This is a genomic window from Sphingomonas sp., from assembly GCF_017745215.1.
Lineage (GTDB): Bacteria > Pseudomonadota > Alphaproteobacteria > Sphingomonadales > Sphingomonadaceae > Sphingomonas.
In genome coordinates, this window is the sequence record NZ_JAGHZV010000004.1 from 171,148 (window position 1) to 185,600 (window position 14,453).

The 14,453-nt window shown below is 71.3% G+C and carries 17 protein-coding genes; 6 read left to right on the plus strand and 11 right to left on the minus strand.

The window, feature by feature from the left end; all coding sequences use genetic code 11:
* Nucleotide 1 precedes the first annotated feature (1 nt).
* From J7495_RS05970 to J7495_RS05990, 5 genes are all read left to right on the plus strand, one after another.
* Complete coding sequence (locus tag J7495_RS05970; RefSeq protein ID WP_294055342.1) at nt 2-841, plus strand: hypothetical protein; 840 nt, start codon at nt 2-4, stop codon at nt 839-841.
* A 65-nt stretch (nt 842-906) separates the two neighbouring features.
* Nucleotides 907-1,296, plus strand: a complete 390-nt coding sequence (locus J7495_RS05975; RefSeq protein ID WP_294055344.1) for a hypothetical protein — start codon at nt 907-909, stop codon at nt 1,294-1,296.
* Nucleotides 1,297-1,298: 2 nt separating this feature from the next.
* Nucleotides 1,299-1,946 carry a sensor histidine kinase gene (locus tag J7495_RS05980; RefSeq protein WP_294055346.1) on the plus strand — a complete coding sequence of 216 codons (648 nt, stop codon included), beginning with the start codon at nt 1,299-1,301 and terminating at the stop codon, nt 1,944-1,946.
* On the plus strand, nt 1,934-3,442 hold the full coding sequence (locus J7495_RS05985; RefSeq protein WP_294055347.1) for a DUF389 domain-containing protein: 1,509 nt from the start codon (nt 1,934-1,936) through the stop codon (nt 3,440-3,442). The genes J7495_RS05980 and J7495_RS05985 overlap by 13 nt, the downstream gene beginning before the upstream one ends.
* Nucleotides 3,439-5,118, plus strand: coding sequence for an SLC13 family permease (locus J7495_RS05990; RefSeq protein WP_294055349.1), 1,680 nt, complete (start codon nt 3,439-3,441; stop codon nt 5,116-5,118). The genes J7495_RS05985 and J7495_RS05990 overlap by 4 nt, the downstream gene beginning before the upstream one ends.
* On the opposite strand, the gene nhaA is transcribed toward J7495_RS05990, so the two are convergent.
* From nhaA to J7495_RS06010, 4 genes are read right to left on the minus strand one after another with little or no spacing between them, the layout of a single operon-like run.
* Complete coding sequence (nhaA, locus tag J7495_RS05995; protein ID WP_294055351.1) at nt 5,093-6,274, minus strand: Na+/H+ antiporter NhaA; 1,182 nt, start codon at nt 6,272-6,274, stop codon at nt 5,093-5,095. The two genes, J7495_RS05990 and nhaA, sit on opposite strands and share 26 nt — an antisense overlap.
* A complete protein-coding gene (locus J7495_RS06000) occupies nt 6,267-7,043 on the minus strand; it encodes a sulfite exporter TauE/SafE family protein (protein WP_294055353.1) in 777 nt (258 codons plus the stop codon). Before J7495_RS06000 ends, nhaA begins: the two co-directional genes overlap by 8 nt.
* Nucleotides 7,044-7,050: 7 nt before the next feature.
* A complete protein-coding gene (locus J7495_RS06005) occupies nt 7,051-7,566 on the minus strand; it encodes a rhodanese-like domain-containing protein (RefSeq protein ID WP_294055355.1) in 516 nt (171 codons plus the stop codon).
* A 5-nt stretch (nt 7,567-7,571) separates the two neighbouring features.
* Nucleotides 7,572-7,886 (minus strand): metalloregulator ArsR/SmtB family transcription factor, encoded by a 315-nt coding sequence (locus J7495_RS06010; RefSeq protein WP_294055356.1) that lies wholly within the window; start codon nt 7,884-7,886, stop codon nt 7,572-7,574.
* A 70-nt stretch (nt 7,887-7,956) separates the two neighbouring features.
* Between J7495_RS06010 and J7495_RS06015 the strand changes: the two genes are divergently transcribed.
* Complete coding sequence (locus J7495_RS06015; protein ID WP_294055358.1) at nt 7,957-8,826, plus strand: MBL fold metallo-hydrolase; 870 nt, start codon at nt 7,957-7,959, stop codon at nt 8,824-8,826.
* Between the two features lie 83 nt (nt 8,827-8,909).
* Here J7495_RS06015 and J7495_RS06020 read toward each other — a convergent pair whose 3' ends face one another.
* The 7 genes from J7495_RS06020 to trbJ form a co-directional block, all read right to left on the minus strand.
* Nucleotides 8,910-9,116, minus strand: a complete 207-nt coding sequence (locus J7495_RS06020; protein WP_294055360.1) for an AlpA family phage regulatory protein — start codon at nt 9,114-9,116, stop codon at nt 8,910-8,912.
* A gap of 18 nt (nt 9,117-9,134) precedes the next feature.
* Nucleotides 9,135-9,350 carry a DUF2274 domain-containing protein gene (locus J7495_RS06025; RefSeq protein WP_294055362.1) on the minus strand — a complete coding sequence of 72 codons (216 nt, stop codon included), beginning with the start codon at nt 9,348-9,350 and terminating at the stop codon, nt 9,135-9,137.
* 3 nt (nt 9,351-9,353) lie between these two features.
* A complete protein-coding gene (locus J7495_RS06030) occupies nt 9,354-10,559 on the minus strand; it encodes a TrbI/VirB10 family protein (protein ID WP_366810819.1) in 1,206 nt (401 codons plus the stop codon).
* Nucleotides 10,556-11,491 carry a P-type conjugative transfer protein TrbG gene (trbG, locus tag J7495_RS06035; RefSeq protein WP_294055364.1) on the minus strand — a complete coding sequence of 312 codons (936 nt, stop codon included), beginning with the start codon at nt 11,489-11,491 and terminating at the stop codon, nt 10,556-10,558. Before trbG ends, J7495_RS06030 begins: the two co-directional genes overlap by 4 nt.
* A complete protein-coding gene (trbF, locus tag J7495_RS06040; protein WP_294055366.1) occupies nt 11,488-12,294 on the minus strand; it encodes a conjugal transfer protein TrbF in 807 nt (268 codons plus the stop codon). The genes trbG and trbF overlap by 4 nt, the downstream gene beginning before the upstream one ends.
* A gap of 3 nt (nt 12,295-12,297) precedes the next feature.
* Nucleotides 12,298-13,593, minus strand: coding sequence for a P-type conjugative transfer protein TrbL (gene trbL / locus J7495_RS06045; protein ID WP_294055482.1), 1,296 nt, complete (start codon nt 13,591-13,593; stop codon nt 12,298-12,300).
* Nucleotides 13,594-13,710: 117 nt separating this feature from the next.
* Nucleotides 13,711-14,451: a P-type conjugative transfer protein TrbJ gene (gene trbJ, locus J7495_RS06050; RefSeq protein ID WP_294055368.1), complete on the minus strand. Its 741-nt coding sequence runs from the start codon at nt 14,449-14,451 to the stop codon at nt 13,711-13,713.
* Between the last annotated feature and the right edge of the window lie 2 nt (nt 14,452-14,453).

The window sequence follows — 14,453 nt, forward strand, 5'->3', positions numbered from 1 at the left end:
CATGAAGAACACGACCCTGAAGAACGCCGCCGGCATCGCCGCGATGGCGGCGGGGATCGCGCTGGCCACGCCCGCGCTGGCGCAGGACAGCGTCCGCTGGAGCTGGGACCGCACGCGCACCGACACCTCGACCAAGGTCGACACCTCGACGCTCGACGCGCTGCCGACCGGCGACATGGCGGTGCAGGCCGCGCAGATCTACATCGGCAACGTCCATGCCCAGGCGGACGCGCAGGCGTCGATCGTGCCCGTTTCCGGCACGCTGCTCGAGGCCGACACGCTCGGCCATGTCGAGGCCGATGCCAGCGGCTATGCCAACCTCTACACCGCCTCGGCCGAGGTGCCGATGTCGGTGAGCATGGGCCAGTCCCATGTCGGCAACATCGACCCGGCCTCGGCCCAGGTGCCGACCGCGTCCGACCCGACCTCGACCGACGCCAACCAGGCGTTCGCCGAAGCGCGGATGACCGACTCCGCCAACGGGCTGTTCCAGCCGCACGACGTGACCGCGCATGCGAACGCGACCGGCATCGTCGATGCGACCGCCTCGTCCGAGGCCCGCGGGACGAGCAACGCCGCGCAGCTCGAGCTCGCCGCGCCGCCCGCCGAGCTGGCCTCGGCCGACCCGACCGGCGGCTATGTCACCAACGCGCTGATGTCGGCGGACCTGACGCAGCTCAGCGTCGGCCGCACCGAAGCGCACGCGACGACGGGCGTGTCGATGAACAACACCGGCGCGCTCGGCGCGCTCGACCGGCCGATCGCCGCGGCGACGGCGACGTCGATCGGCAACCTCGGCACCGCGACGGTCCGGATCGGCACGCTCGACCTCGGGCTGTGATGCCGACGGGGCCGGGCGGGTCTCCCGCCGCCCGGCCCCGTTTCACCCATCGAAAGGAGGAGGCGATGAAATTTCCCCTTAGCGGCCTAGCGGTCGCCGCAGCGCTGCTCGCCGCAGCGCCGGCGCAGGCGCAGGACCCCCAGAATGCCCACCCATGGGACTTCCGCGACCGCGGCGCGCCGTTGGCAACGGCCACGCTGATGTGGCAGGTCGAGCGCGCCGAGAAGGGCGGCGGGTCCGCGATCGGCGGCGCCGGCAATGGCGGCGCCGGCCTGCCGAGCACGACCTCGGTCGCCAACATGACGGTGGTCAACGTCACCGTGGGCGATAACAGCCGCGCCGACGTCAAGGTCCACTCCGACCAGAGCAACATCGGCGACGTCAACTCGACGGCCGTCGTCGCCACCGGCAACGTGGTCGACATCGGCACCATCGGCTCGGGCAACGGGGGCTGACGATGAACCAGCCGCTGCTCCATCTCGACACCGTGGCCTCGTGCGCTGCGGCGGACGGGCTCGACGCCTTGGCCGCCGCCGAGCTGCGCCATCGCCACCACAATCTGCTGGCGGTGGTCCAGGCGCTCGCCAACCAGACATTGCTTAAGGCGGCAAGCCTGAGCGAGGCGCACGCCCGGCTGTCGGCGCGGCTCGATCACCTCGCGCGCTCGCACGAGCTGCTCGAGCCCGGCCATTGGGACGAATGCGACATCGCGCGCGTCCTGTCGCGGACGCTGCACGACGACCTGGGGGTCGACCCAGCGATGCTGCTTTCGAGCGGCCCATGCCAGGCGCTCGAGCCCGAGCAGGCGCGATGGCTGTCGATGGCTTTCTATGAGCTCGCCACCAATGCGCTCAAATATGGCGCGCTGTCGCAGCCTAACGGGATCGTCGTGATCCGCTGGTGGGCGCATGATCCGGTGAGCGGGGCGATTCGCTTCGAATGGCGCGAGCGGGGCGGGCCTCCCATCGCGCTGCCTGTGCGCGAAGGTTTCGGCACCGGCCTGATCCGGCGCAGCCTCGCGGCGGCGCTCGGCGGGCCGGTGAACGCGACCATCAAGGAAACCGGCATCGACTGGCAGTCGGGAGGAATCGCGTGCGCAGGCTGAGCCAGGCCGACCGCGATTCGGTCGAAGCCGAGATCGTCGCCGGGGCGAAGGCGACCTGGGGCTATTACGCGCTGCTGGTCGGCGCGTGCGGCGTCGCGACGCTCGGCCTGCTGCAATCCTCCGCGGCGGTGGTGATCGGCGCGATGCTGATCTCGCCGCTGATGGGGCCGATCCTCGGCATGGGGCTGGCGCTGGCGCTGGTGAAGCCGAACGACTTCCGGCGCGCCGCGATCGCGCTCGCGCTGGGGGCGATCCTGTCGGTGCTGGCGGGCGCGGTGATCGTGTGGATCTCGCCGATCGCGGAGGCGACGCCGGAGATCCTCGCGCGCACGCGGCCGACGCTGCTCGATCTCGCCGTGGCAGTGATGTCGGGGCTGGTGGCGGCGTTCGTCACGCTCACCCGTCGCGGCGGCGTGATCGCGGGCGTCGCGATCGCGACCGCGCTGATGCCGCCGCTCGCGGTCACCGGCTATGGGCTGGCGTCGGGCGATCTCGGCATCGCGGGCGGCTCGTTCCTGCTGTTCATGACCAATGTCGTCGCGATCCTCGGCTGCGTGTTCGTGGTCGCGCGCGCCTATGGCTTCCGCCCGGCGCGGCGCAAGCGCGCGCGCTGGGAGGAGATCGTGCTCGCCTCGGCCTTCCTGCTGCTGGCGCTGCCGCTCGGCTTCTCGCTGCGCGACATCGCGGTCGAGGCGCGCCAGAGCCTGCGCGCCAAGGCCGCGATCCAACGCGCCTTCGCGCCTGACACGGCGCGCGTCGAGGACGTGCGCGTCACGATCGAGCGCGGCACGCTCAGCAAAGTGCGCGCGGTGGTCATCACCGATCGGTTCGTCGCCGGGCTGCCCGGCAAGCTCCAGGCCGCGCTCGGCAGGCAGGTCTCGGTCGACGTCCAGCAGATCCTCACCGCCGACGCCGAGCTGGCACGGGCCGACAGAAGTGCGCTCGCCAATGACGCGCTTGCCGGAAAGCAGGCTATGGAAGCCACGCCGGAGACGCGGCTGCGCACGCTGCTCGAGGACGCCGCGACCGTCGACAGCGTCCGCGACGAGGGCGGCATGCTGGTCGCAACGATAAAGCTAAAGGGCGAGGGCGGCCTCACCGACTATCGGACGCTGGAGACCGTCGTGGCCCGGCTGATGCCGCAGGCGCAGGTCCGCCTCGTGCCGCCGCCGCGCCCGCTCGATCCGATCCCGTTCGCGAGCGGACGGAGCGAACTCGATCCGGCCGGGCAACAGGCAGTCGAGGCCGCGGCCTGGGCGCTGCAGCGCTGGGGCATCCGCGAAGTCCGGGTGACCGGGCTCGCCGACAGCCGGCGGGCGCGGCCCTCGACAGGCGAGCGGCGAGTCGCGCTCGCGCGCGGGCAATCGGTCGCGGCAGCGCTTGCGCAGCTCGGGATCACCGTCAGCGATGTGACCGGCATGGTCGAGCCCGCCGGCCGGAACGCCGCGCCCTGGCGCGCGGTGATCCAGCCCGCGCCCGCGGCCAAGGCGGAATGAGCCCGGCCGCGCTCAGCGGCCTCACGCTCGCCTTCGCGCTGGCGCTGTTCGTCAGCGGCCGGGTGCGCCACGACGCGGTCGCGCTGCTCGCGCTGGGGCTGTCGATCGCGCTTGGGCTGGTCGCACCGGCGGATGCGCTTTCGGGCTTCGCCGATCCTGCGGTCGCGACGGTCGCCGCGGTGCTGATCGTCGGGCGCGCGGTCGAGCTGAGCGGCGCTCCTACGCTGATCGCGCGCCGGCTGATCCCGGCGCACGCGCCCTTCGCGCTCCAGCTCGCGGCGGTGCTGCTCGTGGGCGCGCTGCTCTCGGCGCTGATGAACAACATCGCGGCGCTGGTGATCACCATGCCGATCGCCGCCGAGATCGGGCGGCGCAGCGGGCGGGGCGCCGGCGCGACGCTGATGCCGCTCGCCTTCGCGACGATCCTCGGCGGCATGACCACGCTGATCGGCACGCCCGCCAACCTGATCCTCTCCTCGGTGCGCGAGGAGCGGCTCGGCGCGCCGTTCGGATTCTTCGCGATGACGCCGGTGGGCGGCGCGGTGGCGGTGGTGGGATTCGCCTATCTCGCCTTCGTCGGCTGGCGCCTGCTGCCGGGCGCCCGGCGCGAACGCGTCGACCGGAGCCGGCCATGGCGTGTGTTCGAGGTCGAGGTGGCCGACCGCCTGCATCAGCCGGATACCACGGATCTGGCACGAGCGTTACGCAAGCACGGCACACGCATCCTGACCCGGGCGCGCGAGCGGCTGCTGCTGCTGTCGCGCCGCCCCGCGCGCGAGCTGGCCGAGCGGGTGCCGCTGGTCGAGGACATTCATCCGAGCCCGCATTCGTCCGAGGAGACGGTGCGCGTCGTGGTGGCGCACGGCTCGTTCCTGGTCGGGCTCGGCCATGATGCGATCTCGGCGGAGAGCGCGGGCGCGCTGCGCGTGATCGCCGCCGGCCCGCGCGCCGCGCGCATGCGCCGCCCGCTCGCCGAGCTCCGGATCGCCGAGGGCGACCAGTTGTTCATTCGTGGCGAGCCCCGGGTGATCGCCGCCTTCGTGCCGCGCGCGCGGCTGCTGGAGATCGACCGCCAGCACGGCGAACCCCCGCCCGACCTTCGCCGGATGGCGCTGGCGCTCGGCATCTTCCTGCTCGCCGTCGCGCTGGCGGTGGCGGGGCTGGTGCCGCTCGTGCTGGCCTTCGGCGGCGCGGCGCTGGCGATCGCGCTGCTGCGGCTGATCCCGCCCGAGGAACTCTATCGCTCGGTCGACTGGAGCGTGATCGTGCTGCTCGCCGCGATGATCCCGGTCGGCCAGAGCTTCGAGACGAGCGGCGCGGCGGCGGCGGTGGCGCAGTGGCTGGGCGGGCAGCTCGCCGGCGGCGGCGCCTTCGTGTCGCTCGCGGCGCTGTGCGCGCTGACCTTGGTGCTGTCGGTGTTCCTCAACAATGTCGCGACCGCGATCATCATGGGGCCGCTCGCGCTCGACACTGCCGCGCTGCTCGGGCTCGATCCGGACGCCGCGCTGCTCGCGGTGCTGATCGGCGCCTCGTCGGATTTCCTCACGCCGATCGGCCACCAGAACAATCTGCTGGTGATGGGCCCCGGCGGCTATCGCTTCACCGACTATGCGCGGATGGGCGCGCCGCTGGTGGCGCTGGTGGTCCTCGTCACCGCCGCGCTGCTGGCCGGCTAGCCCGGCGCAGCACCGCATAGCCGGCGAGCGCCGAGAGCAGCGAACCCGCCAGCACGCCGAGCTTGACGGCATCGGCGCGCCCGCCGCCCTCGCCGAATGCGAGCGCGCCGATGAACAGGCTCATCGTGAAGCCGATCCCCGCGAGCAGCGCGAGTCCGTGGAGATGCCGCCAGCCCGCGCCCGCGGGCATCTCGGCGAGCCGCAGCCGGATCATCGCCCAGCAGGCGCCGAGGATCCCGACCTGCTTGCCGAGGAACAGCCCCGCCGCGATCCCCAGCGGCACCGTGCCGAGCAGCGCGTCGGCGCCCAGCCCGGAAAAGCTCACCCCGGCATTAGCGAAGCCGAACAGCGGCACGATGCAGAACGCGACGATCGGATGCAGCCCGTGCTCGAGCCGGTGCAGCGGCGAGGCGCGATCCTCGGGCCGGCCCGGGCTCGGCGTCAGCGGCACCGTCATAGCCACGGCGACCCCGGCGATCGTGGCGTGCACGCCCGACAGCAGCATCGCGACCCAGGCGAGCAGCCCGATCGCCAGATAAGGCCAGAGCGCGCGGACGCCCAGCCGCGCGAGCCCCGCAAGCAGCGCGATCGCCGCCGCCGCGCCCGCCAGCGGCAGCAGCGACAGCTCGCCGGTGTAGAAGACCGCGATCACCAGGATCGCGCCGAGATCGTCGATCACTGCGATCGCGGTCAGCAGGATCTTGAGCGAGACCGGCACGCGCGGGCCCAGCAGCGCGAGCACGCCGAGCGCGAAGGCGATGTCGGTGGCGGCGGGGATCGCCCAGCCACGCAGTGCGCCCGCGTCGCCCGCGTTGACGGCGGCATAGATCGCCGCCGGCACCACCATCCCCGCGAGCGCCGCGGCGCCGGGCAGCGCGCGGCGGTCCCATGTCGAGAGCTCGCCGTCGAGCAGCTCTCGCTTGAGCTCGAGCCCGACGAGCAGGAAGAACACCGCCATCAGCCCGTCGTTGATCCAGTGGAGCAGCGACAGCGGCCCGAGATAGACGTGCAGCAGCGCGAAATAGCCGTGCGCCAGCGGCGAGTTGGCGACAATAAGCGCGAAGGCCGCCGCGCCAATCAGCACGAAGCCGCCTGCGGATTCGGTCGCGAAAAATGCGCGGAGGACGGAGGTGGGCTTGTCGCGGAAGTCAGCCATGGACGGCCACATAGCATCCGACGCCGATCACGACGACGGCGAACAGCCGCTCGAGCAATCCCTTCCGCGCGGCCAGGCGGCGTCCGCCCAGCACGCCGAGCAGCGCGCCGGCGATGCCGCCCGCGACCAGCAGCCCGGTCAGCCGCCAGTCGACGAGCCCCGCCAAAGCGTATGAAGTGGCGGTGGTGAGCCCCAGCGCCGCCACCGCGACCAGCGAGGTGCCGACCGCGGCGCGCAGCGGCATGGCGGTCGCCGCGACCAGTCCCGGCACGATCAGGAACCCGCCGCCGATCCCGAAGAACCCCGCGGCCAGCCCCACGCCGAAGCCGATCGGCACGAGCCGCGGCAGCAGCGCCGCCGCGCTCTCGCGCGTCAGCCGCACGTCGGGCGCCTCGGCCGAGCGGCGGGGACGCAGCATCGACAGGCCGACCCCCACCATCAGCAGCCCGAACAGGAAGAGCAGCGCCTTGCCGTCGACTGCCTTGCCCAGCTCGGCACCGATCGCCGCGCCGGCGACTCCGGCAAACGCGAACACGCCGGCGCAGCGCCACTTGACCGTTCCGGCGCGCGCATGCCCGGCAAGGCTCGCGAGCGCATTGGCCGCAACCGCGACCGCCGCCGTGCCGATCGCCGCGTGGGTCGAGCCGACCCCCACGACATAGACGAGCAGCGGCACCGCCAGGATCGATCCGCCGCCGCCGATCAGCCCGAGCACCGCGCCGATCAGCCCGCCCGAGAAGAGCGCGGCAAGGATCTGCGCAAGCGTCATGACCCGCCTAAACCGTTCCGGTCCGGCGATTCCACGGCATGTGCCGCAGCAGGCGCGCCATGCCGCACCAGCCCGTTGCGCCGGCCATCATCAGGCCGGCCCCGACGATCGCCGACAGCACGACGAACCACGGCCAGACCGCGAGCGCGAGCACCGCGCCGAGCAGCACCAGCCCGCCCGCGATCAGCTGCACCTGCCGCATGATCTCGAGCGGCTGGTGCCGGTCGATCCGGGTTGGCAGCCCGGCGGCGCGCCAAGCATCGATGCCGCCGGCGAGCAGATGACAGTCAACGCCCGCCAAAGCCAGCGTCGCGGCATTGGCCTGGGTCCGCATTCCCGAGCGGCAATGAAAGATCAGCGTGCCCGAAGGCAGCGTCTCCGTCGCCAGCCGCGCGAGCGGCACGCTGAGCGCGCCGGGGATGCGCTCGCGCGCATGCTCGTCGGCGTCGCGGATGTCGATCAGGGTCGCGCCCCGGGCCATCGCCGCCGCGGCGTCGCGGGGCGCCATCGATCCGATGGTCATTCGAGTTACTCCTTGCAGTAAAGTTGGTAGAGCGTCGCGAGCAGCGTTCCGGCCCTAGGATCGGCGATCCGGTACCAGAGCGTCTGGCCCTCGCGACGCGTCGCGACGAGCGCTTCCGCGCGCATCCTGGCGAGATGCTGCGAGGCCGCGGACTGGGACAGGCCCACCTCGCGCGCGAGGTCGCCCATCGTCAGCTCCTCATGCTCGACCAGCTTGCACAGCAGCATCAGCCGCCGGTCGTTCGCCAGCGCCTTGAGCGTGTCGGCAACCGTTCCGGCCTTGGCCTCGAAAGTCGCGAGATCCATTGGCGGCTTGAGCATCGCATTTCTCCATTAGCACTTGCTAATTTAGCAATCTCTAATATATTGTCAAGCGACAATGGAGATCGCAATGTCAGACATGCCCGCCATCACGGCCTTCTTCGACGAGCCGACGAACACGATCAGCTATCTGGTCGCCGACCCCGCCACGCGCGAAGCAGCGGTGATCGATCCGGTGCTCGACTTCGACCTGGCGAGCGGCGAGGCCGACACGCGCTCGGCGGAGCGCATCCTCGCCGCCGCGGCCGGGCAGGACTTGCGGATCGTCATGGTGCTCGAGACGCACGCGCACGCCGACCATCTCTCCGCCGCGCCCTTCCTCAAGGCGCGCACCGGCGCCTGGATCGGCATCGGCGAGCATATCCGCGACGTGCAGCGGATCTTCCGCCCGGTGTTCGCGATGGACGATCTCAAGACCGACGGATCGGACTTCGACCGGCTGCTACGCGACGGCGAGGCGGTAACGCTCGGCGGGCTGACGATCGAGGTGATGCACGTGCCCGGCCACACGCCCGCCGACGTCGCCTATCGGATCGGCGACGCGGCCTTCATCGGCGACACGCTGTTCATGCCCGACTATGGCACCGCCCGCGCGGATTTCCCCGGCGGCGACGCGCGCATGCTCTACCGCTCGATCCGCCGCGTGCTGGCGCTGCCCGGCGAGACGCGGCTGTTCCTCTGCCACGACTACAAGGCGCCGGGCCGCGACGACTATCGCTGGGAAACCACCGTCGCCGAGCAGCGGCGCGCCAGCGTGCACGTCCATGACGGCGTGACCGAGGATGCGTTCGTCGCGATGCGCGAGGCGCGCGATGAGACGCTGGCCGTGCCCAGGCTGCTGCTGCCGTCGATCCAGGTGAACATCCGTGCCGGCCGCTTCCCGGAGGCGGAGGCGAACGGCGTGCGATATCTGCGGATTCCGGTGAAGATGAAGGGATGAGTGGACGCGCTTTTGTCCGGCTTGATGGGTGGATTGGAAAGGCGGAGCGAGTTTTCAGAGCGAGCTTGGCCTTCCTCCTCGAGCTATCGCTCTGCATCGGCGGAATAGCGCATCGGACTGCGCATCCAGGCGTCGACCGCCGACTGGCGCCAGCCGATGCAACGGTCGCTGATCTGGATGTTCTTCGGGAAGCTGCCGTTCTGCATCTTCCGGTACATGGTCGACCGGGTGAGGCCGGTGCGCTCCAGCACGGCCTTGAGGCGAAGGATGCGATCGGGGGTCTCGGACATCGGACTATCCTTTCCGGCTCATGATTTCTGGCGCGAGCGCGCGAAGGCGCGGTCGCTCTCGAGGAAGCTCTGCAGCATGTAGGGGATGAGGTCGGCGACGGTTTCGGCCTGGCCATAGGCGGCGCGATACGCCTCGGCGTAGTCGCTGAGCGCCTGGTGCAGGTCGGGCAGGACCGCGATCGCGATCTTGACCGGCGTCCGGTCGGGAATGCGGGACAGGCGAAGGTCGGGCATGGGTTAGCGCTCCTCTGGGTGCCAGGGCTGGAGGATGAGGTCGCGGTGGACGACGAGCCGCACGGGCGCGCCGGGGCGGATGGTGATCGTCGGCTGGACCTGGAGGTTGCGCGACGTGATCTGGTCGCCGGCGCGCGCGACATTGTCCTGGCTCGAGCGGCGGATTGCGTCGATCAGGTCGCTGTCGCTCGACAGCGTCAGCTCCGGGCCGACGCCGAGCAGCGTCGAGAGCGCGATGCCCTTGAGCAGCGACCAGGTGTGGAAGTCGACCTTGTCGGCTAGCCCGGCATAGCCCGAGGGGTCGGTCGCGGGCACATTGTCGATCCGGATCGAGGCGCCGTCGGGCAGGACGATCCGCTGCCACACGACGAGCGCGCGCGACTGGCCATAGGCGACGACGCTGTCGTAGGTGCCGATCAGGCGAGCGCCCTGCGGAACGAGCAGGATGCGACCCGTCGCACTATCGAACACGTTCTCGCTGACCTGCGCGGTCACCAGCCCGGGCAGGTCCGAGCGGATGCCCGTGATCAGGCTCGCGGCAATCACGCTGCCGGCGGAGAGCATGTAGGGCGAGGCGGGCTGCTCGACCCGATGGGGATTGACCGCGGCACCGGCGTCCCGGCCCGAGGCGAAGTCGATCTTGCGCTGCTGGGAATTGGGATCGCGAGCCGGATCGAGCGCGAGGCGATCGCTGGCAACACCGGTCGGCGGAGGGCTTGCCGGATTGGCGACCGCTGCCTGGGCGGGCGTGGCCGATCGCGTGCCAGCTGCCGCGAGCAGCGGAGACTCGCGCGCGGCCCTGGCCTCGGCGAGACGGCGGTCCTGCTCGGTGGTGTCCTGGGTGACCGGAGCCGGTGCGCCTTCCGCGGCCATCGCGCGCCGGTGATCGAGGATCGGCTTGCCGAGATCGCCCGGCAGCGGCGGGCCGAGCCGAGGCGCGTCGCCATAGGACGCGGGCAACCCGCTCAGCGTGTCCGCCGGCGCGCGATTGTCGGTGCGGACGCGCTCCTCGGGCGCGCCGGCGCCGGTGAAGCTCACCGGCTTGAGCGCCATCCAGGCGATCACCATCACCGCCAGCGAGGCGATTGCCGCGGCGGCGATGATCACGCCGCGCCGGAAGCGGATCGCGCGTGCCGGTCGCGCCCGTATCGCCAGCGTTTCAGGGTCGGCCTTCGGCACCGCTACAGCGGCTTCGGGAATCTCGCTCACGACCGCCTCCCCCGCTTCGTGCCGCGGACGATCCGCACGATCTTCTGCTTCTTCGTCCCGAGGCGGAGCTCGGCGCGGTCGAACAGCCGGTCGACGATGTAGAAGCGGCCGCGGACGCGATAGTTGACGAGCTGGGCGTCGCCCTCGGCGCCGATCACGAACAGCGGCGGGGCCTCGCCGACCGCGATGCTCTCGGGAAACTCGATGAAGGTCTGCCGCCCGTCGTCGAACGCGCGAAGCGGCCGCCAGTCCGGCTTGTCGCCGCTGATCGCATAGTCGAACCGGAGCTGGTCGACCGCGAGCCCCTGCGCCACGGGAGCGGCGGCTTGCGTCTCGGCGGCGGAACGCTGGAGCGCGATCAGCGCGTCCGCGGGATACGTCCATGACAGGCTCGCCATCGCGGCGCCGCGCGTGCTCGTCAGCGATAGATGGTAGCTGCGACGGTCGGTGGTGATGATGAGGTTGGTGGCCAGCCCGCTCGAGAAGGGCTTGACCAGCACATGCGTGCGCCGCTCGGCGCCGCTGCCGCTGGTGGTGTCGCCGATCACCCAGCGCGCGGTGTCGCCCGCCGCGACCACGACCAGCGTCTCGCCCGGCTGGAGCGCGATGTCGGTGACGCGCTCGGGCGCGGCATAGACCTGGTAGATCGCCCCGTCGCTGAACGGATAGACCTGCATCGCATTGACGTAATTCTCGCGGACCGGCTCGCGCACTGCCGCGGCGTTGGCGGCGGCGACGCGCGCAGGGCCTGGACGCACCGTGCGGCGCTCGGGCGCAGGCCGCGCCGCAGTGCGGGGCGGTGCCGCTTTCGGGACGGCGGCACCGGCCTCCTGTCGGGATTGCGCCGGCGCTGGCGCCGACTGCTGGAGCGGCGCTGCGCCGAGCAGCAGCGGCAGGACGAGCGGCGCGCAGAAATGGGGCATGGTTCTCATGACGGAGTCTCCATCGGGGCGGGAGCGGGCGTTGCGCCGAGGTTCGGATCGAGCGGCGATCCGAGCGGCAGGTTGGCGGGCGGTTGTGCAAGCGGTGCGGCGGAGGGCTGGGGCGCCGGCGCGTCGAGCTCGCGGCTCCAGTCGACCGCGTCGACATAGACGCCGAGCGGGTTCTTGCGCAGCATCTCGGCGCTGGCGGGAGGCCGGACCACGACCGTCAGGATCGCGGTCCAGCGCGCGCTTCCGGAGGGTGCGCCGCGCTCGAACGCGCTCTCGGTCCATTTGACCTGGAACGAGCGATCCGACGCGCGCACAACGCTCGTCACCTGGACCGAGACGGTGCGCTCGCCGATGCGCGCGAACGGCTGCGCCGCGCGGGCATATTGGTCGAGGAAGCGGGCGCCCCGCTCGGTCGCGAAGTCATAGGCCGCGAGCCAGTCGCGGCGCATCAGCACCGGATCGAGCGACACCGAGCGGACGCTGGTCACGAACCGCGCGAGGTGCCAGGCGACCTGCGGATCGGTGGGCCGATAGGCCCTGTCGGCCTCGTTGACCGCGCGCGCTTCGCCGAGCTTGTCGACTTCGACGACATAGGGGACGACGCGGCTCTGCAGCGACTGCCAGCAGAGCGCGCCGGCGAAACCCCCGGCGAGCGCCAGGCTACCGAACGCCATCAGCCGCCAGTTGCGCGCCTGGACGCGCGCGGAGCCGATGCGTTCGTCCCACAATTGCCCGGCGCGCTGGAAGGGTGTCTCGGGTTCGGGAGTGCGTCCGTAGCGCTGGACGCTGCGTTTGAAGATCATGGCTCAATCGTCCCTTTCCTTGATGTCGGGAATGGCGGCGGCGCCGCCGCGGTCGGCGCCCCTGAGGGTGTGCAGTGCAATCTGTCGGTGGTGGCGCGCGCTCTGCTGCTCACGCATCTGACGCGCCCAGCTGGGCATGCCGGCGCCGGCGGGCGCTGCCGAGGCGGGAGCGGCGTCGTTGAGCGCGTTCCACGCCGCGGTCCGCCCGCTCTCTACGGCCTCGCCGAGGCCGAGCGCGCTGGAGGCGCGGCTCCGCGCCGCGTTGCCGGCAGCGCGGGCGACGCCGCCGAGGCCCGCCGCGACGCCGGGCTCCGCCGCGGTCTCGCGGCCGAGCTGGTAGGCAGTCGACGCCGCCGATCCCATCGCGGTCCCGGCGCGCACCGAGCCGAGCGCGGCACCACCCAGCGCCCGCGCGCCCGCGACAGCAGCACCGCCCGCGAGCATGGTCATGCCGGCGGCGCCGGCGACCGTGCCGACCGCCGCGCCGGCGCCGAGCTGCGGTGCGCCCGACACCAGGCCCGATGCGATGCCGGGGCCGAAGATGCCGAGGCCGAACAGTGAGAGCGCGGCGAGCACGAGGCTCATCGCCTGGCCGATATCGGGCTCCTGGCCCTGGAGCGCGGATGTGAATTCGGCGAAGAAATTGGCGCCGATGCCGACGATCACGGCCAGCACCATCACCTTGATGCCCGAGCTCACGACGTTGCCGAGCACGCGCTCGGCGAGGAAGCTGGTGCGGTTCCACAGCGCGAACGGCACGAGGATGAAGCCGGCGAGCGTCGTGAGCTTGAACTCGATGATCGTCACGAACATCTGCACCGCGAGGATGAAGAAGGCGACGATCACGATCGCCCAGGCGAACAGCAGCACCGCGATCGTCAGAAAATTGTCGAAGAAGCTGATGAACCCCATCATCTCCGATGCCTGGTCGAGCAGCGGCCAGGCGGCACTGAAGCCGGTTCCGGCGAGCCTTCCGGGCCGCAGCAGGTCGTCGGCGGAAAGCGTGCCGCCGCCGGCGGTCAGCCCCGCCTGCGCGAAGGACCGGAAGATGATGTCGGCGAGCGTCGAAAAGCTGCTCAGGATGAAGGCGAAGGCGCCGACATAGAGGATCTTCTTGAGGAGGCGGCCGAGCACGTCCTGCTCGCCGCCCATCGCCCAGAACAGGCCCGCGAGCGTGATGTCGATGCCGATCAGCGTCGTCGTCAGGAAGGCGACGTCGGGGCCCAGCAGGCCGAATCCGCTGTCGATGTAGCGCGTGAAGTCGGCCATGAACCGGTCGATGACGTTGAGGTCGTTCACTTGCTGCCTGTCCTTCATCAAGCTGGGTGCCGCGGGGCGCCCCGAGGGGAGCGCAGGACGCCCCGCGGCGGGCGGCGGCGCGCGAGGCGAAAGCACGCCGCCGCCGGTCGGCCGCGCCTAGTTGCCCGGGGGCTGGGACGTGTAGGCGCTGCCGGAGCCGAGGAACTTCTTGGTGGCGGCGCGCGCATCGGCCTCGGCCTTGGCGCGCCGCGCGGCTTCGATCGCTTCGGCACGGTACTGCGCCGCCATCATGCTCTGCAGCTGGAGCTGCTGCTTGGCGAGCAGCGCGAGCAGCTGGTTGGTCGCCTGGCCGACCTGGAGCGCGCCTTCGGCGCCCTGGCTGCGCGCGGCGATCGCGTTGAGCGTCTCGGCATCGGCGCGGACGTTCTCGACCACCTGCGCCTGCACGCGCATCGTCTGCTGATAGGCGGCCATCTGCGCGTCGAGCCGGGCCTTGGCAGCCTGGACCTGCGCGTCCGAGGTCAGTGCCTGGTCGAAGCCCTGCGGGAACAGCTTGCGGAGCTGGTCGTCGAGGGTGTCGACGCGGAAGTCGACTGCCTGCGCGCGCGCCATCAGCTGGTCGATCTGCTTGAGCCGCTCGGTCAGCGCCTGGAGCTGCGGAAACTCGGTCGGCTTCAGATTCTTCGCCATGTTGGCGAGCATCGACGCTTCGTTCTGGAGCGACTGGATCTGATTGTTGATCTGCTCGAGCGCGCGTGCGGCGGAGAGCAGGTTCTGCGAATAGTTGGTGGGATCGAACACGCTGATCTGCGCGGACGCGGGCGTGGCGACCGCGGTGCAGGCGGCGATGCCGAGCGCCGAGGCGAGCAGGAACTTCTTGAACAGGCAAGTACGCATCA